Genomic DNA, 25,638 nt, shown 5'->3' with positions numbered 1-25,638 from the left:
ACACAATGTTACCTTTAATGGTTTTTGAAAGAAAATCTTAATTATTGCTATTTAAATGAATTATTCGTATTTTTATAATGGTTTTACATATCAAAATTACCAATGTCGAATTTATTTGAATCTAACGAAATACTACAAAAGCTACCAAAGCATTTAAAGCAGTTTATAAAACCTCAGAATTACGAGGATTATTCTGCTATAGATCAAGCAGTTTGGCGCTATGTAATGCGCAAAAATGTTGATTTTTTAACTGATGTGGCTCATAAATCGTATGCCGAAGGTTTAAAACAAACAGGTATTTCTGTTGATAGTATACCAAATATGTATGGCATGAACCGTATTCTAAAAGATATTGGTTGGGCAGCTGTTGCTGTTGATGGTTTTATACCACCAAACGCTTTTATGGAATTTCAAGCCTATAATGTTTTGGTTATTGCCAGTGATATTCGACAATTAGAACACATTGAATACACTCCGGCTCCAGACATTATCCACGAAGGTGCAGGACACGCTCCAATTATTGCAAACCCAGAATATGCAGAGTATTTAAGACGTTTTGGAGAAATTGGTTGTAAAGCCATTTCATCGGCTAAAGATTATGAATTATATGAAGCCGTTCGCCATCTATCTATAATAAAAGAAGCGCCAAATACACTAGAAACCGATATAGTATTAGCAGAAAAAAAAGTAGAAGATTTACAACAAAATATGGGAAAACCCAGTGAAATGGCGCTCATAAGAAACTTACACTGGTGGACTGTAGAATACGGATTAATAGGCACTATTGAAAACCCAAAAATATATGGCGCTGGTCTATTATCATCTATAGGTGAAAGTGCTTGGTGTATGACTGATGAAGTCAAGAAATTACCATATTCCATTGAAGCTACCTACAAAAATTTTGACATTACAAAACCTCAACCCCAACTATTTGTAACACCAGATTTTGCACATTTAAGTTTGATTTTAGAAGAGTTTGCTAACACTATGTCTTTAAGAAAAGGAGGTCTTTCTGGGGTGAATAAACTTATAAACTCAAATGCTTTAGGCACAATTGAATTGAGTACCGGACTCCAAATTTCAGGTGTTTTTACAAATGTTATTGAACAAAATGGGCAAACTATTTACATCCAAACCACAAAAGAAACCGCATTAGCTTATCGGGAAAAGGAATTAGTTGGTCATGGCGCAAAAAATCATCAAGATGGTTTTGGGTCGCCTATTGGAAAACTTAAAGGCATTAACTTAGCTATTGAAGATATGAGTCCGCGAGACTTAGCAGCTTATAACATTTATGAGGAACAAAATGTGAGTTTAGAATTTGAAGGCGGTATTAAAGTATCTGGAGAAATTATTACCGGCAAAAGAAACCTACAAGGAAAAATAATTTTAATCAGCTTTAAAAACTGCACAGTTACTCATAACGACACTATTTTATTTAAACCCGAATGGGGGAATTACGATATGGCTGTTGGAAAAGATGTAGTTTCTGCATTTTCTGGACCCGCAGATTTAAATAGTTTTGATTTAATTACGCATAAAACCTCATCACAAACTATACACATAAAAAAATCTGAAAAACAATTAGCATTAGAAGCACTTTACCAGCAAGTTAGAGACTACAGAAACGGAAAAAACACAACTATTTCTAGAACTAAAGTTTTAGAACAACTTATTGAAAAACATCCAAATGACTGGTTATTAGCCATTGAACTTTACGAACTAGCCTTTAAAGGTGATGAAAAAAAGCTTTGTGAAAATATTTTGGGACATTTATTAACTGTAAAACAAAAAAGACCTGAAGTTGGAAGACTAATTGATGATGGGTTGGGAATTATAAATCAAAAAACAATAGTTTAAAATTACTTAAATCGTTTTAAGGTGTTTTTTGTAAACTCGCTCAAAACAAGTTTCCCACTTATTCCAGCACGTTCAGTTAACAAATTATCCCAATGCTCAGTGTCTTTCCAAAATACTTTTTTCATTTCACTTAATGCTTCTGGATTATAGCCAACCAATTTTTCTGCTAAAGTTTTCACTGCATCATCTAATGCATCAATGGTGTCAAAAACATCAGCATATAAGCCTTTATCTTTAGCAAATTGCGGAGTAAAAAATGTTTCCGCATCAATTGTCATTTGAGCCATCGCTGCTTTTCCTATTTTCCTAGAAACCGCAGGTTCTATTACAAAAGGTCCAATACCAATACTTAATTCACTTAATTTAGTTGATGCGTATTGTGTTGCCAAACAATAATCGGTAGCTGCAGCAAGACCAACACCTCCGCCAACCGCTTTACCTTGAATGCGACCAATAATAAGTTTAGGGCATTTACGCATGGCATTAATTACGTTTGCGAATCCAGAGAAAAATTGCTCACCAGATTCAGCATCTTCAATAGCTATTAATTCATTAAAACTAGCACCAGCACAAAACGTTCTATCTCCTCCACTTTTTAACACCAGAATCTTAACATTTTCGTTATTCCCTGCATTTGTAATAGTTTCTGAAAGTTTGGATAAAACATAACTTGGCATTGAGTTTTTATTTGGATGAAAAAACTCAATAAATCCAACTTCCTTTTCAATTTTTAATGTAACGTAAGATTGCATAGCTATTTTACTTTAAAGGATGAATATACATAAAAAATCATGGAATTAGAATTGTGAAACCGTCAATAATTTTCTAAATTATTATTAATTTTAACGAAAAAATAGAATGGGTATTTTAAACTTCTTTTTTAAAAATAACAGGACAGAAATAAAAGATTTTTTAAAACGTGGCGCTGTAATTATTGATGTTAGAACCGAATTAGAATGGGAACAAGGTCATCTAAATAATGCTATACATATTCCATTAAGCGATTTAAAAAATCAAATTGATGACATAAAACAACTAAAAAAACCTGTGATTGCTCATTGTAAAAGTGGTGTAAGATCTGCAAGGGCTACAAAACTGCTGAAATTTTATAAAATTGAAGCTGTAAATGGTGGTGGAATAGCCGATTTAAAAAGGCTCATAGATTAATCAAAAAATCATAGTTTTTGTAATTCATTGACAATATATTTTGCTAACCTTTTATTTTCCGAATAATAGATTTTTTTAGCAATAATCCTAAACTTTCTTTTTAATAAAACTTTGTTAGTTTTTGATTGCAGTAAAATCATATAAAAATCATAACTACATATAGCTATTGAATTGACATAACCATTTGGAAATTCTCTATCAATATCACCTAAGGCAAAAACACAAATAGCATTATAATTATTATTATTAAATTTTATTTTTAAATCATCAAACGAATTAATCCTTATTGGAATGTTAGCATTTTCTTGAAATTTGTAATCATAATAACCATCAATTCCTCTAATTTCGTTACTCAATTTTCTATATAAGATATTATAATACTTTTCAATTTCCCAATGACCACCAGAATAGAATAATATCGAATCAGGCATTTTGTATTCATCATCTGTAAATTCTTCAACCAAAGAAATTTTTCTCTCCTTGACTTTTTTGTTCTGTGCAAAAATACAACTAGGAATAAGTATCATGAACAAAACAATAGTTCTTGATAGTGAGATGCTAAATCGTACTTTCAAAAAGTTATTCATTATAATTCTTTTTTAGAATTTCAAAATCAGAAAAACCATCGATACTCTCAATCTCATTTTCGTTGTATTGCAAAGTCCAACCTAATGTGTTTGTTAGAATATAAAACTTAGCCAACTCACTAATTAGCCTGTTTTTTGCATTCGATTTTAAATCAGAGTTTTCGATTTTTTTGGCTAACGATGCTTTTACTATTTTCTTAATGTCATTATAATCTTTAGCTTCAAAGGGATTTAAATAATCTGCTTGAATATCGTAGTACTCTAAATCTGGATTAATTTTAATTTCTTCATCAGGAATGCTTCTTAAAATTAATATTTTGTTGAGTTCATCAATTTCAAATTCAATTTTACTTAAATCGTAAGCAATTGTAACTTCAGCATTAACAACAACTAAGGCTTTCTTTTCAACAGAAATTAAATCACCAAAAATATCTTTTGAATTTTTGTAATTAAAAACCTCGCTAAAATGCCCTTCAGTAACAATTAATTTACCAACATTATTTATTTGTTCTTGTATTAGTGCTGAACTTTCTTGAAGTACAATCTTATCTGCTCTTTTTTGGTTGCAGTATTTAAAGGTGAATAATATTACCAAAGTGATGATAACACCGAATAGAATTTTTCGCATGGTTTAAATTTAAACAAAAAAACATTAGTTTCCTCCGACATAAGGAGTCTAACTAATGCATTTGTACAAACTAACTAAACTAACACTTCAAAAATATAGATTTACAATACTATGCGTATTAACCAAAAGTTAAGCTTAAATTAACTTATTCTTTTTTGCTTTTTGCACTGCCTCTAGCTTATTATGCACTTGAAGTTTTTTATAAATATTCTCTATATGCTTTCTGACTGTACCAACCGATAACACAAGATTATCTGCTATAGCATTATAACTTAGTCCTTTGCTTAATTGCTCTAAAACATCAATCTCTCTGGGAGTGAGCCTAATATCTTCTTGCTTATTAACATTATTAAAATCGATGGGGTTTCTTAACAACTTTAGCGTTTTTAAGGCTATTGACGGGTTCATTGCTGCACCTCCATTTAAAGTGTCTAGAATACCATCATACAAATCTTTTGCGTTGACCTCTTTTAACAAATAACCATCAGCTCCAGCTTTTATTGCATTGAAAATACTTTCATCATTATCAAAAACTGTTAGCATAATAATTTTTATTTGAGGATACTTTTGTTTTACAATCTCAGTCGTTTCAATGCCGTTTAAAATTGGCATTTCAATATCCATTAATATGATATCTATGTTATGATTATCTTCAAGTTTTTCAAGCAATTCAGAACCATTCATTCCCGAAAATTTAATTTTTAAATCTTCAAAAAAAGATAATTTCTCTTCAACAGCTTTTATTAAAAACGTATTATCTTCTGCTATGGCTATTTTTATATTCATCTAGTTAGTTTTCAAAAACTGAAATCTATGTATTATTATATTAAAAATCAATACGTCATATATCGTATATTTCAAGCCTGAAATGGTAAATTAATCACTATTCGTGTTCCTATACCTGGTTCACTTTCAATATTTAAAAAAGCCCCTATCTCTTTAGCTCGCTTTCGCATGTTATTAATCCCGTTGCTAAGAGTTACTTCATTTTCATTGAAACCTTTTCCATCATCAGTAATATTAAATTCAATTTTATTATCTAATTTTTTAAAATCTACATTAATTTTTGATGACTCTCCGTGTTTAATTGAATTGTTTATAGATTCTTGAATAATTCTATAAATGCTCATACCTGTTACAGAGCTAAATTCTAATTCTTTTGATAAAGACTCGTCTTTATTGAATTTAAAATTTAAGCCTGTTGATGAAACGTCTGCTTTATCAATAAAATTTGATATACGAGTCTCTAAATCTTCAAGAGTAATTGTGTTTTTATTCATTGCCCAAATAGTATCGCGCAACTCGTAAATAGTTTCTTTTGTAAAACCACTTATTCCAATTAACTTTTTAGTTAATTTTTCATTTTTAATTTTAAAACCATATTGTAAATTCTCAATAGAAGAAATAATAAATGTGAGCTGAGAACCTATATTATCGTGTAAATCTCTTGAAATCCTTAAACGTTGTTCTTGTAATTTATTTTGAGTTTCAATTTTCACCAATGCCTCTTTTAGCTGGCCTTCCTTTTTTAGCTGATGGTTCTTTAATTTTTGCTGTTTATAAAATAAATACCCTAAAACAGAAATTACAACCGCCAAAATAATTAGTCCTAATAATTGAGTGTTCTTTCTGTTTAAATTGAGTTCTTTTTCAGCTAAATCTGCTCGTTGAGAAAGTATTTCTTTTTCGCGCTTAGCGGCATTATATTTTTCTTGTACTTCAGCCACTTCTTTTAAAACTTGAGTACTAAAAATGCTATCCTTTAGAGATTTAAATAACTCTTTGTAATGAATAACACTATCAGCATTCTTTTTTAAGGCGTAATAAGTAGCTAGTTTATCAAACACATCTATTTTGAGCTCATTTACATTAATTTTTTGAGACAGATATAAACCTGAATACAAATGTTCTTTTGCGCTGTTTAAATCTTTTAAATCTAAATGTAATCCAGCTAAATGTAGAGTTGCGCTAGCAATACCGTAATTGTCATTTAATTCTTTTCGAAATACAAGCGACTGAGAGATATATTTTGTTGCCCCAACATAATCTTTTTTAGATTGTAATAAAGCCCCAAAATTATTATAAACTGCAGCTAATTCTTTTTTGTAATTATTCTTTTCAGCTATTGCAATACTCTTTTTGTAATATTTTATACTATTAATGGTATCATTTAAAAATAAATATGCGTTAGCAATATTATTGTAAGACCTAGTAAGGGGTAAATAATCACTTAAACTATCGTTTATTTTAGCTATTTCTAAGTGCGTATTAAGCGCCTTTTTATATTGCTTTAATCCTTTATGTATATTGGCAATATTATTTTTTAAAGCCAGAGAATATCTAATATTATTTTTGTCTTCATATATTTTTAAAGCCTTAGTAGCGTAAAACATAGCAGAGTCCAACTTAAATGTGTTTTGGTAAATTAACCCTATTTTATTGTACAAAGCTGCAGCACCTAACGTATCGTTTAATTCAGTTCTAATGTTTAATCCTTTTTGGTATAAACTTAAGGCCTTAGGATATTCTGCCGAACCATAATAAAGAATCCCTAAATCATTATAAGCTTGCGCTTCACCTTGTTTATTTTGGATTTTTTTAGATAAACTTAACGCACGATTACCATATGATAGAGCAGAATCGGTTGATATATTTCTGTAGTACCAGCATAAATCACTGTAGGCCTTTATTTTAACTGAGTCTTTTGGATTAAAGGAAATAACTTGTTTTAAGCTATCAATAATTTTTGTTGAATTTTGAGAAAAACAACAAAACGTAAATAATATAAATATAGATGAGAGAATTCTATACTTCATAAAAACTAAGGTTTCTTATCAAATATAAGCTTTTGTAACAAAATAAAATCTCTTGATATTTTAAGAATACTACTAAAAAGTGTTTGGTTTAATTCATCAATTATCAAAACTTTCTCAGTATTCATTTTAAGCTTTTTATTTTCATTTTTCAATTTAGCTTCTAGTGCCTTTAATTGTTGAGCGCCTTTTTTATTTAAGGCTTTAATATTAAAAACAAACCTAAAAATGAAAAATAGCACACATACAACTAAAAAAATTAAGACCGAATTAAACACCAAATATAACTCCATAACTTAAGCTATATTTAACGCAAAACACGTCATAAAAAAAACACCAACAACAAACTTGTTATAAGCTTGAACTGTTGATGTTTTTTGATATGAACTGATTAATAGCATGATGAATTTAATTGAAAAAAAATAACATTAGATAATTTTTCGATTAAGTGTTATTAAAAAAGATTAAGCGCAATAATCTGATTATCACGCCCAATCAACAAATCTCAACAACAAGATTTATCTTGTAAGGTCGTAAGAATATATTGTATTTCCGTTTGCCAAGTAGTAAAGATAGCCTCCTATTTCATCTACTTCATAGGTAGGTTTTTTATCTTTTAATACTATTTCTTTCTCAACTACACCAGAGTCTTTATTTACTTTTACTAACCCAACTCCATCATCAAGCTTTGTTAATATAAATTGAGCATTTTCAGTAGCTGCAGTTGCATTAAAACGTTTTACCATTTCATTAAATGAAGCTGTGCCTATGGCAGCAAACATATCAGCTTCTCTTTTCTTTTGAGCTCCGTATTGGTTATACTGTCCTAAATAGTTTTTGTTTGCTCCTGCTCTAGCACTTGCATCCATAGCCATTGTTGTTGATGCCACTGTCATAGCTGCTAATGCAACAACTGCGAAGGCACTTTTTCCTGGAGAACGAAAATACTCATGAAACTTTTCAGAACCATCAAAATCTAACATCATTATATTTTGATCAGATGAAAGTAATAGTCCTTTGTCTCTAATTTCAAAACTTGTAGGGTTTTCTTTTTCATCAAAATCATAACTTCCAAGTATGCTAATGTCTCCCGAATTCTCATCAATAGCAATCATTTCCTCACCAGTACTTATTAAATATCTTTTATGGGTTTCATCGTAAACACTAGTTACAGCTTTTGCTTTTTTATATTTAATAGGTTTATTCCAAATAGATTCCCCAGTATCCAAATTAATAATGTCTGCATCGCTATCTGTGATATAAATCATACCCTGACTAGTTAAAGCCATAGTATGAATATTTTCTCCAGTTTTTAATGGTTTTTTAAATAATGGCTGACCATCAAAAGAAATTTTATTAATACCGCCTTCACCTATTCCAAACAAAATACCATCATCCATAATATAGAAATGCTGCACATAGCCTTTTGTTTTGGGTGCTTTTTCCCATAAATCTTTACCAGTTGAAGCTGATAAAAATGATATGTTACTTTGAGCTTTGGCTGCTGCCAATTTTGCTAATCCTTTTTTACCTGAGCTAGCTACATCACTTACAATTGCTAAACCTTTTGGAGTAACTTCAAAATTTGATACTACACCTTTAAGTTTAGCGCCATCTCCCCACATTTGCGATCCAGATTCACTAATTTTATGAATTACATGGTTATTCCCTTTGCCTTGAACCGCAAACATAGATCCACCGTCTTTATCTGGTATTACATAGGCTACATTCTTTAAATCTACCACCCAGCTTTCTGCACCTGTATTCATATCTATTCTATAAATACCCTTGTAAGTTGGCAAAATAACCCCTCCATTAATAATGCTTGGTTGACCAGTTAATGAATTTGTTCCTTTTAGTGTAAAAAGTTTTACTTCATTACCAGTAGCCATATCGTAAATACCTACAGCTTGAGCATATTTTTCTTTTGCTGTTCTTTGCCCTGAAACAATAAGCTTATTTTCTGGCAAAATTAACGTTGGTCTACCTGCTGCTTTCCAACCGTTCGCTTTAGTATCAAACAATCGCTTTCCAGAAACAACATCTATAACACTTTGTTTTGCTGAAATTCCTCCAAATCCAGCTTGACCTACCATTACATATGGTGTATTTGGTATAATTTGAATTTCTTCTTGCTTTACTTTTCCGTAATCGTCAAAATTAAAAACTAACCCTTCTTGCCCAGGCTTTATTCCGGCTAAACCTTTTCCATGAGTAATTAACATAACCCCAGAACTAGTTAAAGTCATCTGATCGATTTTTCCTCCCAAATCATAAGTGAAATTTGGTGTTTCTGCTTTTTGTGCGTTTAGCATTAGTGTACCAACTAATAGAAAAACTATAAATTTGAAATGTCTCATTGTTGAATTTTGTTTATGATTAATAGCATCACAAAACTGCAACATTAGGGAAAACGAATCAATACGACGAATTACGTATATTTAAAATAATATGTTAGGAAATTGAGATTGAAGTTTAGCTTTTTTGACTTCTAATTTCTGAAGAAACTTCTTGTGCTTGCTAGAGTTTGGATTGAATGGTTTATGAAGAAATCCTTTTTGAATACCATCAATTTCTTCCATAGTAACGAGAGATGTATCAGATATCCAAACCTGTTGAAACTTTTCCCAAATGTAATTTATAGCCGTTTCATTTGGATGAATCATATCTTCAGTATAAAAACGATAATCGCGAAGTTCATCCATCATAATTTCGTACGATGGAAAATAATAAGTTTGACTTTTTATTACTTGATGAATAGCAGCCAGTATGTTTGCTTTACTCTGAGTATTTTCAATAAATCCATCCTTAATATGGCGAATAGGCGAAACAGTAAAAATTACACTAGCTTTATTATTTAAGCCTAAAATTAAGTTCAATATATTCTTCAACGAATTTACAATCTCATCTACAGATAGTAATTTTTTATCAAATTGTTTTTGTGGTACTTTATGGCAATTCGCAACAATCTTATCACTTTCAATAAAACGGTATACCCAAGCGGTACCTATAGTAATTATAATATGTGTAGATTCTTGAATTAGCTTATTAGTAGATGCAATTTGCTTATTCAATATTTTTATTAAGCTGTCTTTTGAGGTATTACTAAGCTTTGAATGTGCATCAAAACAATGCCACTGTTCGTTAGCAAAAAAAATATCATTATCAGTGTATTCTTTTTTATTAACCGAGTTTTCAATAAGAGTTTCAATAGCTTTTGGATGAAACAAAATTCCAAAAGGGTTTTGAGTATTTTGAAATTTAAAATAATCCAGTTTTTTACCAATATTATTAGTAAAACAAGATCCTAAAAGTAGTAAATTAGAATTATGGTCTATTTGATTTTTAGACTGCTTTAGTAATGGTATTTTAGTTAGCAAATTCAATATTTTAGGAAATATAATCCTTGGCTTTTCTCAAAGCTTCATCAATTCCACCTGGATTTTTTCCTCCTGCAGTTGCAAAAAATGGTTGACCACCTCCGCCACCTTGAATATATTTTCCAAGTTCGCGAACCACTTGTCCTGCATTCAAATCTTTACTAGCAACTAATTCTTTAGATATATAACACGATAACAAAGCCTTACCATTTTGCTCAGTAGCAAATAATAAGAATAGGTTATCAAACTGGCTACCCAACTCAAAAGCAACATCTTTCAAACCACCAGCATCTAAATCTAACTTCTTTGCTAAAAACTGGACACCATTAATTTCGGTAAGCTCATTTTTAAGTTCACTTTTAATACTTTTAGCCTTGTCTTTTAATAAAATCTCAATTTGCTTTTTAAGATTTGTGTTTTCTTCCTGTAAATTCTGCAACGCTTTTACAGGTTCTTTTGAATTGTTTAACAAGTCTTTCATTTCAAAATATGCACGGTTATTTTCATGATAGAAATCTTTAACCGCATCGTTTGTAATAGCTTCAATTCTTCTAATTCCTGAAGCTACAGCACCTTCCGAAACGATTTTAAAATGCCAAATATCTGAAGTGTTTTTTACATGCGTACCACCGCAAAGTTCTATTGAATTCCCAAAACGAATAGCACGAACAGTGTCTCCATATTTTTCGCCAAATAGGCTCATCGCTCCTTCTGCAATAGCTTCTTCTTTAGGAATGTTACGTTTTTCTATTAAAGGTAATTTACCATCAATACGCCTGTTTACAAAATTTTCAACATCACGTAATTCTTCTACTGTCAATTTTGAAAAATGTGAAAAATCGAATCGTAAATATTTTGAGTGTACTGCACTACCTTTTTGTTCTACGTGTGTGCCTAAAATTTCACGTAAAGCTTGATGTAATAAATGAGTTGCTGTATGATTACATTCTGTTCTATTACGCTGCTTTGCATCTACGGTAGCTTTGAATGATTCATCAATATGCTTAGGCAAGTTTTTTGCAAAATGAATGATAACGTTATTTTCCTTTTTGGTATCTAGAATATAAATTACATCACCGTGGCTATCTTCTAAATAACCCTTATCACCTACTTGACCACCACCTTCTGGATAAAACGGTGTTAAATTAAAGACCAATTGATACATTTCGCCATCTTTTTTTGAGGTAACTTTTCTATATCGGGTTAGCTTCACATTCGCTTCCAGCGTATCATAACCAACAAATTCCTCTTCAGCATCATCAAATAAAATCGTCCAATCATCGGTAGACATTTCACTTGCTGCACGCGAACGATTTTTTTGTTTCTGCAATTCTTCGTTAAAACCTTCTTCATCAAGCTTTAACCCTTTTTCTGAAAGAATAAGTGCTGTTAAATCTATTGGGAATCCGTAGGTATCATAAAGCTCAAATGCTTTTTCGCCAGAAACAGTACCATCTTTAGTTTCGTCAACAATACGACTTAGCAATACTAAGCCTTGTTCTAAAGTTCTTAAAAACGATTGTTCTTCTTCTTTAATTACGTTTTCAATAAGTTGTTTTTGTGCTTTAAGTTCTGGAAAAGCTGCCCCCATTTTTTTACTTAAAACATCAACTAATCTATATATGAAAGGTTCTTTTTTATCTAAAAATGTAAATCCGTATCGTATGGCTCTTCTTAAAATTCTTCGAATAACATAACCGGCACCTGTATTGCTAGGTAGTTGCCCATCTGCTATTGAAAATGCTACAGCTCGAACATGGTCTGAAATCACTCGAATAGCCACATCAACCTTTTCATCTTTACCATAATTTTTATTACAAATGGTCTCGATTTCACGTATTATAGGCGTAAATACATCGGTATCATAATTAGACTGCACGTTCTGTAAAACCATACACAAACGCTCAAATCCCATACCGGTATCAATATGCTTGTTAGGTAAATTTTCAAGTTTACCGTTTGCTTTTCGGTTGTATTGCATGAAAACTAAGTTCCAAATCTCAACCACTTGAGGATGGTCTTTATTAACTAAATCTTTACCCGAAATTTTAGCTTTTTCTTCGGCAGACCTGATGTCTACGTGTATTTCGCTACAAGGTCCGCAAGGTCCTTGATCTCCCATTTCCCAGAAATTATCCTTTTTGTTGCCCTTTAAAATACGGTCTTCAGCTATATATTCTTTCCAGAAATTATATGCTTCGGTATCCATATCTAGATTATCCTCATCATCACTTCCTTCAAAAACAGTGACATATAAAATACTTTTGTCAATGCCATAAACCTCCGTTAACAATTCCCAAGCCCAAGCAATAGCTTCTTTTTTAAAGTAATCGCCAAAACTCCAATTTCCAAGCATTTCAAACAAAGTATGATGATAAGTATCATAACCAACTTCCTCTAAATCGTTATGCTTACCCGAAACGCGTAAACATTTTTGAGAATCTGCAATACGGTTATTTTTCGGCATTGCATTACCCAAAAAATACTCTTTAAAAGGTGCCATACCAGAATTTACAAACATTAAGGTTGGGTCGTCTTTTAAAACCATTGGTGCAGATTGCACAATAGAGTGCTTCTTCTCTTCAAAAAAACTTAAAAATTTAGAGCGTATATCTTGTGACTTCATTTACTTTAATTAATAAAGGATGTTTCTATCTTATTACTTTTAATGCGAAACAATTTTTATATTTACTTTCCAAAATTATTTAAAATTAAGGAGATGGTAATCCTACAATTAAATTATTAGCTTATTACTATTAAAATAATTTCGTAGGTTTGTTCGTTAGCTTGTAAATTTTAGACATTCTACAGTCTCAAATTTTCAGCAAAAATACTATAATTTAAGTAATGAGTAAGGTAAAATATTATTACGATTCAGAATCCCTTTCCTATAAAAAAATAGAGAAGAGGAAAAGAAACACCTTCAAATTTGCTTCAGTGTTTATTTTAGCCTCTGCTCTTTTTGGGTTATTCTTTTTATTCTTAACTGGTAATTATATTGAATCACCTAAAGAAAAAGCACTTAAACGTGAATTAGAAAATATGAAATTTCAATATGAAATTTTAAACAAAAAAATGAACGAAGCAGAAGCTGTTTTAGCTAATGTAGCGGATAGAGACAATAATATATACCGTGTTTATTTTGAAGCAAACCCCATTCCTGAAGAACAACGACGCGCTGGTTTTGGTGGTATAAATAGATATAAAAATTTAGAAGGTTTTGATAATTCTAAATTAATTATTGAAAGCAACAAACGTATAGATATCCTTCAAAAACAAATTGTTGTGCAGTCTAAATCACTTGATGAAATTGCTATTTTAGCTGAAGAAAAAGAAGAATTATTGGCTGCAATTCCAGCAATACAACCCGTTAGCAATGAAGATTTAACTAGAATGGCTTCAGGTTATGGTATGCGATCAGACCCATTTACCAAAGTACGAAAAATGCATTGGGGAATGGATTTTACAGCACCAAGAGGTACACCCATTTATGCTAGTGGTGACGGCGTTGTAGTTAGAGCAGATTCTGGTTCTAGTGGTTATGGAAAACATATTAGAATTAATCATGGTTTTGGATACACCAGTTTATATGCTCATTTATATAAATACAACGTTAGAAAAAACCAAAAAGTTAAAAGAGGTGATTTAATAGGTTTCGTGGGAAGCACGGGGCGTTCTGAAGCACCACATTTACATTATGAAATTTTTAAAGACGGTAATAGAATTAACCCAATTAATTTCTATTACGGTAGTTTAACTGCTGAAGAATTTAGCAAATTATTAGAAAGTGCCTCTTTAGAAAATCAATCTCTAGATTAATGCAAATAGATTTACCAGAAAAACGATATTACGGTATTGGCGAAGTAGCCAAAGCTTTTGGTGTAAATACATCTTTAATACGTTTTTGGGAAAAAGAGTTTGATGTACTTAAGCCTAAAAAAAATGCAAAAGGCAACCGCAAGTTTACACCTGAAGATATAAAAAATCTTAAATTTATATACCATCTAGTTAAGGAGCGTGGTTTTACACTTGAAGGAGCAAAAACACATTTAAAAGAAGAGAAAAAAGAAGCGCTCAGCAACTTTGAAATTGTAAGTAAACTAGAGGATATCAAAAATCAACTAATCAAAATTAAGCAACATCTTTAGGTGATGTTTCATGCTTATTTCTTAAGTTTTATTACAACACTTATCTAAAAAAATCAGAAAACAAGTAACATTTGTTAAAATAATGTGTCTAATTAAATAACGATTAAAAACATCTTTAAATCATTTTATTATGAAGAAATTTTTACCATGGATTGTCTTAGGAATATTAGTTTTAGGCTTATACTCTTGGGGAAAAGCAATAAATAATACAGCAGTAGAATTAGAAGCTGATGCCAAAACTGCCTGGTCTAATGTTGAAAGTGCATACCAAAGACGTAATGATCTTTATTCAAGTGTTATTAAAACCATTCAAGGTTCTGCAGACTTTGAAAGGAAAACATTGAATGAAGTTATAGAAGCGAGATCTAAAGCTACTTCAATAAATTTTGATACTAATAATCTAACAGCTGAAAACCTAGAAGTATTTCAAAAAGCACAAGCTAATTTGAGCGGTTCTTTTAGTAGATTAATAGCAAATTTCGAAAGATATCCAGAATTAAATACCACTATACAATTTAGGGAATTTATTGCTCAAAAAGAAGGAACAGAGAATAGGATTAATGTTGCAAGAGACCGTTTTAATGAAGCGGTAAACAAATACGACATTCATACTACTAAATTTCCAAATAAAATTTTAACAGGAATGTTCGGTTTTAAAGAAATGGATCGTTTCAAGTCTGATCCTGGTTCGGAAAAAGTCCCAGATGAAGAATATAACTTTAATTAGAACGATGTCCAATAAAGTTGAAGATTTTTTAACTGCTGAAGAAGAACAAGATATTATTGAAGCCATTCGGGTTGCAGAATTAAAAACTTCAGGAGAAATTCGAGTTCATATTGAAAAAACAGCCGAAGGTGATGCTACTAATCGTGCGTTAGAAGTTTTTCATTTTTTAAAAATAGATAACACTAAGTTACAAAACGGTGTATTAATATATGTAGCTGTAAATGACAGAAACTTTGTTATTTATGGAGATAAAGGCATTAATGATGTTGTTACCAGTGATTTCTGGGATTGTACTAAAGATGTCATGCAATTACATTTTAAATCTGGAAATTTCAAACAAGGTTTAATAGAAGGTATTCTAAAATCTGGTGAACAATTAGCAAAATACTTTCCTTGGGAACATGGCGATAGTAACGAATTATCTAACGAGATTTCTAAAGGATAACTATGGTAATAAAGCTTTTAAATATTTATAAATTACTTAATGAAAGTAAAGTTTTCAGCCTTTTTGCTATTGCTTTTTTTTCATTTGGTCTTTCTTTTGCTCAATTTGAAATTCCTGAAAAACCAGATTTTCAAACCAGTGTTTATGACTATTACAAGCTTTTAAATTCATCTCAAAAAAACAACTTAGAACAAAAATTAGTTAAATATTCAGATACCACTTCAACACAAATAGTTATAGCCATTATAGCTTCCACAAAAGGTGAGAACATCAATTATTTAGGTGCTAATTGGGGAGAAGAATGGGGAATTGGTCAAGCTAAAGAAGATAACGGTATATTAATTTTATTAGCTCGTGACGACAGAAGAATTGCCATAAACACTGGTAAAGGTGTTGAGCATTTACTTACCGACGCCATGTCTAAACGTATTATTGAAAGAGACATTATTCCTTATTTTAAACAAAATGATTATTATGGCGGACTAAACAGAGGTGCAGATGCTATTTTTGAAGTGATGACCGGCGAGTATAAAGGCTCGCGAAAGTCATCAAAAAATAACGATTTCCCTATTGGTTTAATTTTTATTCTCTTTTTTATTTTTATAATTATTCTCATCTCAATATCAAAAAATAAACGTGGTGGTGGCAAAGGAGGAAACCGAGGAAATAGATCTGGTGGTAGAGATTTACTTGAAGCAATCATTCTAAGCAATATGGGAAGAGGCAGTTACCGTCGTGGTTCTTCCAGCGGTTGGGGCGGAAGCTCTGGAGGTGGCGGTAGTTTTGGCGGTGGCTTTGGAGGCGGTTTTGGCGGTGGTAGCTTTGGAGGTGGCGGCGCTTCTGGAGGCTGGTAGTTTATACTAAATATTCTCGTTTTAAAGTTCGTTTATTATCTATTAAATCTTCCAGTTAAATTTCCTTCAACAATTCGCATAACCTCATCAATAGTTGCATAGTTAACATCTCCAACATAGGTGTGTTTTAAGGCACATGCAGCACTAGCAAATTCCATAGACTTTGTGTCTTTAAAATGTTGTAACCCATATATTAAACCTGCTGCAAAAGCGTCACCAGTTCCTATTCGGTCTACTATATGTGTAATATCAAAATCTTGAGTTTCATAAAACTTTTTACCATTCCACATTCTTGCACGAATTTTATGCCATGATGAGTTTATTGAAGTTCTTATTTTATCAAACACCTTAACTATAGACGGGAATTTCTCAATAATAAGCTTACTAGCTTCAATAAATTCATCATTACTGTAACCAAAATTAGTTCCTAAAACTTCATTCATCTCATTAATACCGCCAATAAATACAGTAGAGCAATGAAGCAATTCTGTTAAAGCATCTTTTGGGTCTACTCCATAATTCCATAAACCGCTTCTGTATGTTGGGTCTGCTGAAACTTGCATCCCTTTTTCTCGTGCTAATTTTAATCCTTCTTTTAAAGTCTCGAAACTTCCTTTAGTTAAGGCTGGTGTAATTCCTGTCCAATGAAACCAGCTGCCATTTTCTAGAGCTGCATCCCAATTAACCATACTAGGTTCTATTTCAGAAAAAGCAGAATGAGACCTATTGTATGAAATTGAACTTGGTCGCATAACAGCACCAACTTCCAGAAAATAGACACCTAAAGGCCTTTTAGATCGTATAACAGCTGTTGTATCTAAATCAAATTTATTTAAATAAGACAATGCGGTATCTCCTATAAAATCATCAGACAGACATGTTATATGTTTTACATTACCACCAAAATGAGCTATTGATAAACCAACATTAAGTTCAGTTCCTCCAAAATAAAACTCTAAATGGCTAGCCTGAATAAACTTTCTGTTTCCTGAAGGCGAAAGTCGCATCATGACTTCTCCAAATGTGATAATCTGATTCATTGATTGGTTGTTTTAGAGAGATAAAAATAACCAATATCTTGTAGTCTGAAAATTTTAGTTCACTAAAATAATTTTTACAATATTAAATTTCTAAAGTTTTCTTTCCAATTCAGCCTTTAAAATCCCTTTTAGCTTATTGTTTGAATTAGGTCTTAGCTTAGGCTTTACAACTTTACCATTTCTATCTACTAATGTGTAATGTGGAATTCCTGAGATTTTAAACTTTTGAGATAAGTAATTCCACTCATCGGCTGAAACTCTATAATGCTCGCCTTTAATATTTGTAATAGCATTCTCCCAGGTAACTGTTGGGGAAGTTTGGTTAGTTACATACAAAAACACCACATCTTCATTTTTCATTTCTTCTTTAAGTGGAGCTATCCTTTTTATACCCGACATACAAGGCCCACACCAAGTAGCCCAAAAATCGACATAAACCACTTTACCTTTAAATTTTTTAAGCATGGCATCAAATAATTCATCGCCTTCCGTATTCTCAATGGTATTTACTGTATAACCCCCTTTAGTTTTATTTGCCTCAATCGTTTCCTTTGTGCGCTCGTTTTCTACCGCTAGATAATTCACTAAGAATGGATTCTCAAGTTCATTCTGTATTAGCTTTAATTCTTCGTCGCTATAAACTTCATAATCTTTAAGTTTCATACTTGCGGTTTGAAACCTTACTACATCGTATAAAAAAGCATCTGATTTACCGAAATAGTCTTTTATTCTTTTATCTCTATTTGAATAATATTTAGTCCTGCTCATTTCAGAACTGCTAGATCCATATTTCCTATAAAATAGACCTCTTACCATACCATAGGTTTTGTTAAAATGACGTTCTGCCTTAATTTCTTCACTCGTTTTCAAAGTCTTTAGAGCTTCCATCATCTTTATCTCTTCATCTGAGAATGTGCCTCCGTTTTCTTTTAAGTATTCGGCCATGTCCAAAATAAAACTATTGTATTTAGACTTTATTTTATTTGTTTTCATGTATACATTAAAATTCTTTAAATCGTCTCTATGCTTTTTAAGAAAAGCCTGTTCAACGTCACCATGAGCTTTTCTAAAATTCGCTTCTTTGAGCATTATTTCAGGTGTTTCTATTTGCTTACTCATTTCAACCATTTCCAACTCTTCAATGGTAAGTACTTTTTTGTTTTTTTGGAGCCAATTTGCAAATTCTACTAAAGTAGTTCTAGAACCTGAAGATTGATTTGCTTCAAAAATATCAGCATAAATCAACCTGTTTACAAAAAAATAATAATCACCCGAAAGTAATACTAGCTTATTGTCTATAATATCTTTTGGAATAAAATCATAATACGCTTCGTTTACATCAAAATCCTCAAAAGGGATTTTATTACTATCTGTTTTAGCTTTTTCATTTTGACGTTTTATACCGTTTCTATACATACCATAACCTAAAGCATTTTGGTAAGTCGAGAGTTCTATTTGTATTTTTTTTATTTGAAGTGCTTTAGCACTTACAAAATGTTTTATTTTGAAATCTTCAAGCGTTTTTAACTCTTTATCTCTTACATCTAAACATATTTTTTTGTAATCTTCTGGTGAAGTTATTCCTATTTTTGCTCTTATTTTTTGATGATTAAAAAACCTTATAAAGTCCATAGATTGTAAGTCTGAATTTACTTGAGCATTATCTCTCATAAAAAGTGATTCCTTTCCAGCAACGTAATGAAATGTTTCCTTATTTGGTTCTAAAAAAATTGTGAAAGCTTTAGGCCCCATTCTTATAAATACTGTTTGTGGATGAGTTAATGGGAATTTTGATTTAAAAGTACCATCATCATTAATTTTTACTAAATGTGTTTCTTGATTGCCTTTAAATGTATTATTTATATGTATCATAAAGGTTTTTTGCTTCATCTTACTTGAAAACCCTTTTATCATTCCTGAATAAGTTGTTGAGTCTAAACCAAAAGTGATATTTTCAAATTTAGTATCTTCCGATAATCTTAAATTTGGATTATCTACTTTAGTTAAGCTGTAACTTTTAAGAGATTTAGGTATGTTACCAAAATAAACCATTCCGTCCTTACCCAATTTTGCGTAAATTGTTTTTAAACGATCTCCATTTTCAAGTATAATAGTATATTTTTTACCTTTTCCATCAATGGATTTGTAGTTCCAAACAGCACCATTTACAATAGCATTTTTAGAGTTAAAGCCATAATCCCATCGGTTACTGCCGTCTGTTAAAAGCCAGTTACCACGAAGTTCTTTTGGTAATAATAAGCTATTTTCATCTTCTTGTATAACAATATCAAAAATACCACCGCCACGTTCTTTTTCTACACCAAAATCAATAGTTTTAACAGTTTTGCTTAAAGGTGGAAAATATAACTGATACATAACTTCTCCTGACGGTGGAAAATCATTTCTTTTAAATTTTGCTCCTGTTAGTTTAGTAACAAATAGTTTTTCATCCCCGCTTAAATCCTGGATATAAGACTCTTCGTGTAAATGAAAATAACCCCATGGCAACTTTTTTAATTTGAAATACAAAACGGTTGCGGTATCTAGCATTTCAATTTTTACAATTTCTCCTGGATATGTGGCGAACCCGTACTCTGGATTTTCAATACTTTTTTGTGCATAAAGATGTGATGACACCACCCCAATAAAAAGGATAAAAAGGAATTTGTTCATGATTTATAGTTTATTTTGTTGATATTTCGAAATTTGTGTATCCAGGTATACATTTTTCAGTGTTACAGGACATGTAGCTTATTTCACCTTCAATTTTTAAAGGCTTATTAGTATTAGTTTTGATGCGCTGTTTAAAAACTGCTTTGTTTTCAAAATATTTTACATTCATTTCAAAAACCTCTTCATACACTTCCTTACCCTTTTCTTCCGATGGTTTTCCTTCACATTTATAATTAGTACTGGGTATGAATTTAAATACTGTGGGTAGTGGGCCTCCCTCAGAAAGATGTTGAGAATACAAATGCCAACCATCATCTACTTCTGCAGTAAACACAATATCGTATTCGTTTTTTGATTTTTTTTCTATTGAAGTGTCCCATTTAACTGGCGTAATAATTTGGGAAAAAGAAAAGATTGAAAAGAATATAATAAGGCTCGTAATAATCTTCATATGTATAATTAATAGCTAAACTACTAACGAATATAAAGCATATATCGTATGATTATTCTTAAAAAAAGCCTAATTTAAAAAAATCTCTTATTTCTTCCGCATGTAAACACTAATTGGCACTCCATTAAAACCAAAGTTCTCTCGCAATTTATTTTCTAAATAGCGTTTATAGGGTTCCTTTACATATTGCGGCAAATTACAGAAAAAAGCAAATTGAGGTTGCGGAGTAGGTAATTGCATTACGTATTTAATTTTTACAAATTTACCTTTAATTGCTGGTGGCGGATAATGCTCTATAATTGGCAACATGACATCATTAAGCTGACTTGTTTTAATTTTTTTAGATCTATTTTTATAAACTTCAACAGCTGTTTCTATAGCTTTAAAAATGCGTTGCTTTGTTAACGCAGAAATAAATATTACTGGAACATCCGTAAAAGGTTCCATTTGTTTTTTTATAGCTCTTTCGTATTCCTTTACAGATTTATGGTCTTTTTCTACCAAATCCCATTTATTAACTAAAACTACAATCCCTTTTCGGTTTCGCTCTGCTAACCAGAATATATTTTGTACTTGCCCGTCAAACCCTCTATTGGCATCTAAAACCAATAAACATACATCGGCATGCTCTATGGCACGAACACTTCTCATAACTGAATAAAATTCTAAATCTTCTTTTACTTTAGACTTTCTTCTTATTCCTGCAGTATCAACCAAATTAAACTCAAAACCAAAACGGTTATACTTTGTATCGATTGAGTCTCTGGTTGTTCCAGCTATATCGGTAACGATGTATCTATCTTCTCCAATTAAAGCATTTATAAATGATGATTTTCCAGCATTTGGTCTACCAACTACGGCAAATCTAGGTAAGTCTTCTTCAATAACTTCCTCCTTTTCAGGTAGTGTTTCAACCAGAGCATCTAATAATTCACCTGTTCCACTTCCGTTAATACTTGCAACGGTATAATATTCTCCTAAGCCTAATGCATAAAACTCAACCGCGTCTTCAGCACGTTTTCCGTTATCTACTTTGTTAACCACTAAAAATACTGGTTTTGTAACTTTACGTAATAACCTAGCAACATCTTCATCCATTCCAGTTACACCAGACTCTACATCTACCATAAAAATAATAGCATCTGCTTCATCGATAGCCAATTCAACTTGCTTATCAATTTCAGCTTCAAAAACATCATCGCTTCCTTTTACATATCCACCAGTATCTATTAAAGAAAACTCTCTTCCGTTCCAATCACTTTTGCCATAATGGCGGTCTCTAGTTACACCACTTACAGCATCAACAATAGCTTCGCGTCGTTGTATTAAACGATTGAAAAACGTTGACTTCCCTACATTTGGCCTTCCTACTATGGCAACTATATTACTCATAACTTTAATTGTGTAACAGCTTAAAACTGATTTATTTATACTTCTATTGAAATATTTTGCAAAAATAGAAAATATAAACAACGCGCAACCATTTTTTAATAAAGATTGAAACTATTAAATCTTTAAAGAAAAAGCGCTAATTTAATAGCACCAAAACTAAACTAAATGGAACTCTCGAATGATATTGTTTTACGACCACGGTTTAAAATAGAACTTAAAGAAGATAACGAATCTGTTTTAGAGGCTTTTGAATTAGAAAAAAAACTCCAGTCAGATTTTATAGTTAATAGAATAGACGACCACGTTTTTATTAAATTCCCGAAACATAAACAGCACTTTTGGTCGCCACAATTACATTTGGAAATTAATGAGATTGATAACAAATCTAGTTTGCTCCATGGCTTATTCGGACCAAACCCAACCGTTTGGACGCTTTTTATGTTTCTTCATTTTATGGTGGCTGGAGTATTTATAGCCTTTAGCATTTGGGCATACACGAATTGGACATTAGAAAAAAACTTCGGCATACAAATAACCTTAATGCTGCTTATGGTTATTATTTGGATTGGCTTATACTTCGGTGGCCGTATTGGGAAATCTTCAAGTAAAAAGGAAATGCAGGATTTAAACAATTTTATGAATCGCGTTCTAAACAAAAAAAAGCCTTAATTGAAATAGACCAATTAAAGCTTTTTAAAAACTAACTAACTCAAAAAAACTGTACACTAACGTTTCCTGCAATAAAAGTAATTTCTTTGTTTTACCTAAAGGTTAGTTAATTACTATTAAGATGTTAATATTTACTATTTCTTTATACTATTTAGTTTTAAAAAGATAAATTTACTCCATGCTTTCCTCCAAAAAAAGATTAGATAATGCTTACACAAATGCTAAAGTTGTTGAGTTTAACAACAGCAGTAAGTTTATTTTATTTAGCGATTGCCACAGAGGCGACAATAGTTTTGCCGATGATTTTGCAAATAACAGAAACATCTATTTTCACGCATTAAAACACTACTATGCTGAAGGTTTCGAATATTGTGAATTAGGTGATGGTGATGAACTTTGGGAAAACTTATCGTTCAATTCAATTTTAAATGCTCATAAAAATGTTTTTATGCTTATGAAATCATTTCATAAAGCTAAAAAACTACATATGATTTGGGGAAACCACGATATGGTTTACAGAAATCCAGAATATGTTAAGAAACATTTATCAACTTATTTTGATCCAAAAACAGGCGAAGATGTTGAACTTTTTAGTGATATTAAATATCATGAAGCTATCATTTTAAAACACAGTTTAACTGGTCAAGAATTATTTTTAACCCACGGACATCAAGCTGATTGGTGGAACTATTTATTCTGGAAATGGAGTCGATTTATGGTTCGTTTACTCTGGAAACCTTTAAACGTTATGGGAATTGCAGACCCAACAAGTCCCGCTAAAAACTACAAAGAACTTATTAAAGTAGAACGTAGAACCAAAAAATGGATTACAGAAAACAACAATTTACTTACTATTGTTGGGCATACACACAGGCCACGTTTCCCTGAGCCCGGAGATATTGCTTTTTTTAATGATGGAAGCTGTGTACACCCCAGAAGTATTACAGGTATTGAAATTGAAAATGGCGCTATTTCTTTAATTAAATGGCAAATAGCTACTAAAGATAATGGCACATTGCAAATTGTTAGGGTTTTACTTGAAGGTCCAGTAAAATTAGCTGATTACAAAACTGAATAAAGCATTATAATAATTTTGAATTCGACGCTACAAAAACACTACCAAGGTTTTTTAGAAACACCCTTTTTATGGAAAAACGATGCTGTTTTTGGTTTAAACCAATTTGAAATTGAAAATAAATTCAGTAAAATATATTTAGATATTAATGAAAACTTGCGTTTAGGTAAATACGTTGAGCGTTTAGTTTCTTTTCAATTACAAGAACAAAAACATATTTCTGTTTTAGCAGAAAACATCCAAATACAAAATAATAAAATTACCCTTGGCGAATTAGATTGCTTACTTCTTAAACACTATAAACCCATCCATTTAGAAATTATTTATAAATTCTATTTGTATGATGCATCAGTTGGCAACAATGAAATAGACCATTTTATTGGTCCAAATAGAAAAGATTCTTTAAAAGAAAAGCTCGAAAAATTAAAAGAAAAACAGTTACCGCTGCTTTACTCTAAACATTGTGAAAGCTATTTGAAATCACTTCATCTTAATTCAAAAAATATTACACAACAAGTATACTTTAAAGCGCAATTATTCATTCCGTATTCAAAACAAGACATTCAACTTAAACATATAAACCAAGACTGTATTGTTGGGTTTTACATAAATAAAAACCAATTACATCAGTTTACTGATTGTAAGTTTTATATTCCTGAAAAGAAAGATTGGTTAGTAGAACCTCACACAAATATAAACTGGTTAAATTTTGAAGATTTTAAAAATAAATCTGAAGGTTATTTTCTAGAAAAGTTTTCATTGCTATGTTGGGTAAAATTTAAAAATGGCGAATTAAAGAAGCTGTTTTTGGTTTGGTGGTAAGTACTATTTCTTTAAACTCTTGTAAAAAGTTCGTCTTACTTTTTCGCTATTTATATAACCAGTACCATAATTTAAGGCGTCGTAAACTTTTGTAACATCTGTATTCGAAGCTACTTCTTCTTCTGTTTTACCTTTTTCTATTTCTGCCAGAACATTTATTTTAATGGATTCTAACATCTTTAAAAAAGTTTCATATTCGGTTTTGTTTGATAATTTACCATGTCCTGGAATTATTTTTGTGTCCTCATCAATAACCATCATACCTGCTTTTACAGCATCAATATAACCACTAGCGCTTCCACCAGAGTTTAAATCGATGTAAGGGTAACGTCCATTAAAATAAGTGTCTCCAGTATGCAAAACGTTACTCTCTGTAAAATACAACATGGCATCACCATCGGTATGCGCATCGTCTACATGAAAAATCAAAACCTGTTCGCCATTTATATAAATACTTAACTTATCATTAAAAGTAATTATTGGCAATGCATCATCCGTTTGCCTGCTATTTGCTTTTATTCTTGCATAAACATTATCGTGTGCAATTATATGGGTGCCTAACTTAGATATATTTTCATTTCCTCCGCTATGATCTCCATGATGATGTGTGTTTGCTAAAAATTTAATCTCTTTATCACTAATGCCTTTTATTGCTTTTAAAATTTTAGGCGTTAGCGGAGCGAATTGACTATCTATTACAAAAACACCATCATCGCCAACAGAAACACCAATATTACCTCCTCTACCGACAAGCATATATGTATTGTCTGTAAGTTTAATGGTTTCTATTGTAACCTTATCAAAATTACCTTGAGATTGAATTGATTGAATTGAAAAAAAGAAGACTAAAATGATGAGTAAGCGAACTATTTTCATTGAATAGAATTTGTGATATGTTGAATTTGTA

The 25,638-nt window shown here is 31.2% G+C and carries 23 protein-coding genes; 10 read left to right on the top strand and 13 right to left on the bottom strand.

Translation table 11 applies throughout. The features are described from left to right. Positions 1-102 precede the first annotated feature (102 nt). Positions 103-1,860 (top strand): aromatic amino acid hydroxylase, encoded by a 1,758-nt coding sequence (locus ABD939_RS02620; RefSeq protein WP_345164218.1) that lies wholly within the window; start codon positions 103-105, stop codon positions 1,858-1,860. A gap of 2 nt (positions 1,861-1,862) precedes the next feature. On the opposite strand, the gene ABD939_RS02615 is transcribed toward ABD939_RS02620, so the two are convergent. After that, entirely contained in the window at positions 1,863-2,612 is a 750-nt protein-coding gene (locus ABD939_RS02615; protein WP_345164216.1) for an enoyl-CoA hydratase/isomerase family protein, read from the bottom strand. 106 nt (positions 2,613-2,718) lie between these two features. On the opposite strand from ABD939_RS02615, the gene ABD939_RS02610 reads away from it, so the two are divergent. After that, the gene (locus tag ABD939_RS02610) at positions 2,719-3,027 is read left to right on the top strand and encodes a rhodanese-like domain-containing protein (protein WP_345164214.1); all 309 of its coding nucleotides are present in this window, start codon (positions 2,719-2,721) and stop codon (positions 3,025-3,027) included. A gap of 8 nt (positions 3,028-3,035) precedes the next feature. On the opposite strand, the gene ABD939_RS02605 is transcribed toward ABD939_RS02610, so the two are convergent. The 7 genes from ABD939_RS02605 to alaS form a co-directional block, all read right to left on the bottom strand. Then, complete coding sequence (locus ABD939_RS02605) at positions 3,036-3,614, bottom strand: hypothetical protein (protein ID WP_345164212.1); 579 nt, start codon at positions 3,612-3,614, stop codon at positions 3,036-3,038. Continuing rightward, a complete protein-coding gene (locus ABD939_RS02600; RefSeq protein ID WP_345164210.1) occupies positions 3,607-4,242 on the bottom strand; it encodes a DUF4230 domain-containing protein in 636 nt (211 codons plus the stop codon). The genes ABD939_RS02605 and ABD939_RS02600 overlap by 8 nt, the downstream gene beginning before the upstream one ends. 135 nt (positions 4,243-4,377) lie before the next feature. Continuing rightward, the gene (locus ABD939_RS02595; RefSeq protein WP_345164208.1) at positions 4,378-5,028 is read right to left on the bottom strand and encodes a response regulator; all 651 of its coding nucleotides are present in this window, start codon (positions 5,026-5,028) and stop codon (positions 4,378-4,380) included. Positions 5,029-5,099: 71 nt separating this feature from the next. Beyond that, positions 5,100-7,058 (bottom strand): tetratricopeptide repeat-containing sensor histidine kinase, encoded by a 1,959-nt coding sequence (locus tag ABD939_RS02590; protein WP_345164206.1) that lies wholly within the window; start codon positions 7,056-7,058, stop codon positions 5,100-5,102. A gap of 515 nt (positions 7,059-7,573) precedes the next feature. Further along, positions 7,574-9,415, bottom strand: a complete 1,842-nt coding sequence (locus tag ABD939_RS02585) for an outer membrane protein assembly factor BamB family protein (RefSeq protein ID WP_345164204.1) — start codon at positions 9,413-9,415, stop codon at positions 7,574-7,576. Between the two features lie 81 nt (positions 9,416-9,496). After that, positions 9,497-10,441: a GSCFA domain-containing protein gene (locus ABD939_RS02580; RefSeq protein ID WP_345164201.1), complete on the bottom strand. Its 945-nt coding sequence runs from the start codon at positions 10,439-10,441 to the stop codon at positions 9,497-9,499. Between the two features lie 4 nt (positions 10,442-10,445). Next, on the bottom strand, positions 10,446-13,061 hold the full coding sequence (alaS, locus tag ABD939_RS02575; protein WP_345164199.1) for an alanine--tRNA ligase: 2,616 nt from the start codon (positions 13,059-13,061) through the stop codon (positions 10,446-10,448). Between the two features lie 221 nt (positions 13,062-13,282). Between alaS and ABD939_RS02570 the strand changes: the two genes are divergently transcribed. From ABD939_RS02570 to ABD939_RS02550, 5 genes are all read left to right on the top strand, one after another. Continuing rightward, positions 13,283-14,254, top strand: a complete 972-nt coding sequence (locus ABD939_RS02570; RefSeq protein ID WP_345164197.1) for a M23 family metallopeptidase — start codon at positions 13,283-13,285, stop codon at positions 14,252-14,254. After that, positions 14,254-14,583, top strand: a complete 330-nt coding sequence (locus ABD939_RS02565; RefSeq protein ID WP_345164196.1) for a MerR family transcriptional regulator — start codon at positions 14,254-14,256, stop codon at positions 14,581-14,583. Before ABD939_RS02570 ends, ABD939_RS02565 begins: the two co-directional genes overlap by 1 nt. Positions 14,584-14,713: 130 nt before the next feature. After that, positions 14,714-15,310, top strand: coding sequence for a LemA family protein (locus ABD939_RS02560; protein ID WP_345164194.1), 597 nt, complete (start codon positions 14,714-14,716; stop codon positions 15,308-15,310). Further along, positions 15,288-15,755 carry a TPM domain-containing protein gene (locus ABD939_RS02555; RefSeq protein ID WP_345164192.1) on the top strand — a complete coding sequence of 156 codons (468 nt, stop codon included), beginning with the start codon at positions 15,288-15,290 and terminating at the stop codon, positions 15,753-15,755. Before ABD939_RS02560 ends, ABD939_RS02555 begins: the two co-directional genes overlap by 23 nt. A 2-nt stretch (positions 15,756-15,757) precedes the next feature. Beyond that, complete coding sequence (locus ABD939_RS02550) at positions 15,758-16,609, top strand: TPM domain-containing protein (protein WP_345164190.1); 852 nt, start codon at positions 15,758-15,760, stop codon at positions 16,607-16,609. A gap of 35 nt (positions 16,610-16,644) precedes the next feature. Here ABD939_RS02550 and ABD939_RS02545 read toward each other — a convergent pair whose 3' ends face one another. From ABD939_RS02545 to der, 4 genes are all read right to left on the bottom strand, one after another. Then, the gene (locus ABD939_RS02545; RefSeq protein ID WP_345164188.1) at positions 16,645-17,649 is read right to left on the bottom strand and encodes a sugar kinase; all 1,005 of its coding nucleotides are present in this window, start codon (positions 17,647-17,649) and stop codon (positions 16,645-16,647) included. Between the two features lie 90 nt (positions 17,650-17,739). Beyond that, positions 17,740-20,322 carry a TlpA family protein disulfide reductase gene (locus ABD939_RS02540; protein ID WP_345164186.1) on the bottom strand — a complete coding sequence of 861 codons (2,583 nt, stop codon included), beginning with the start codon at positions 20,320-20,322 and terminating at the stop codon, positions 17,740-17,742. 10 nt (positions 20,323-20,332) lie between these two features. Then, a complete protein-coding gene (locus ABD939_RS02535) occupies positions 20,333-20,773 on the bottom strand; it encodes a protein-disulfide reductase DsbD domain-containing protein (RefSeq protein ID WP_345164184.1) in 441 nt (146 codons plus the stop codon). A gap of 87 nt (positions 20,774-20,860) precedes the next feature. Next, on the bottom strand, positions 20,861-22,165 hold the full coding sequence (gene der / locus ABD939_RS02530; protein ID WP_345164182.1) for a ribosome biogenesis GTPase Der: 1,305 nt from the start codon (positions 22,163-22,165) through the stop codon (positions 20,861-20,863). Positions 22,166-22,330: 165 nt separating this feature from the next. On the opposite strand from der, the gene ABD939_RS02525 reads away from it, so the two are divergent. The 3 genes from ABD939_RS02525 to ABD939_RS02515 all read left to right on the top strand — a co-directional run bounded on the left by ABD939_RS02525 (position 22,331) and on the right by ABD939_RS02515 (position 24,731). Beyond that, positions 22,331-22,834: a GTP-binding protein gene (locus ABD939_RS02525; RefSeq protein WP_345164180.1), complete on the top strand. Its 504-nt coding sequence runs from the start codon at positions 22,331-22,333 to the stop codon at positions 22,832-22,834. 178 nt (positions 22,835-23,012) lie between these two features. Continuing rightward, positions 23,013-23,912, top strand: a complete 900-nt coding sequence (locus tag ABD939_RS02520) for a metallophosphoesterase family protein (RefSeq protein WP_345164178.1) — start codon at positions 23,013-23,015, stop codon at positions 23,910-23,912. A gap of 15 nt (positions 23,913-23,927) precedes the next feature. After that, entirely contained in the window at positions 23,928-24,731 is an 804-nt protein-coding gene (locus ABD939_RS02515) for a DUF1853 family protein (protein WP_345164176.1), read from the top strand. Positions 24,732-24,734: 3 nt separating this feature from the next. Here the strand turns inward: ABD939_RS02515 and ABD939_RS02510 are convergent, their stop codons facing one another. Beyond that, positions 24,735-25,607, bottom strand: coding sequence for an MBL fold metallo-hydrolase (locus ABD939_RS02510; RefSeq protein WP_345164174.1), 873 nt, complete (start codon positions 25,605-25,607; stop codon positions 24,735-24,737). Positions 25,608-25,638: the final 31 nt, after the last annotated feature.

Origin of the sequence: Algibacter aquimarinus (genome assembly GCF_039543265.1) — a bacterium.
Lineage (GTDB): Bacteria > Bacteroidota > Bacteroidia > Flavobacteriales > Flavobacteriaceae > Algibacter_B > Algibacter_B aquimarinus.
Note: the sequence above shows the minus strand (reverse complement) of the source record. Positions and strands in the feature narration are given on the sequence as shown.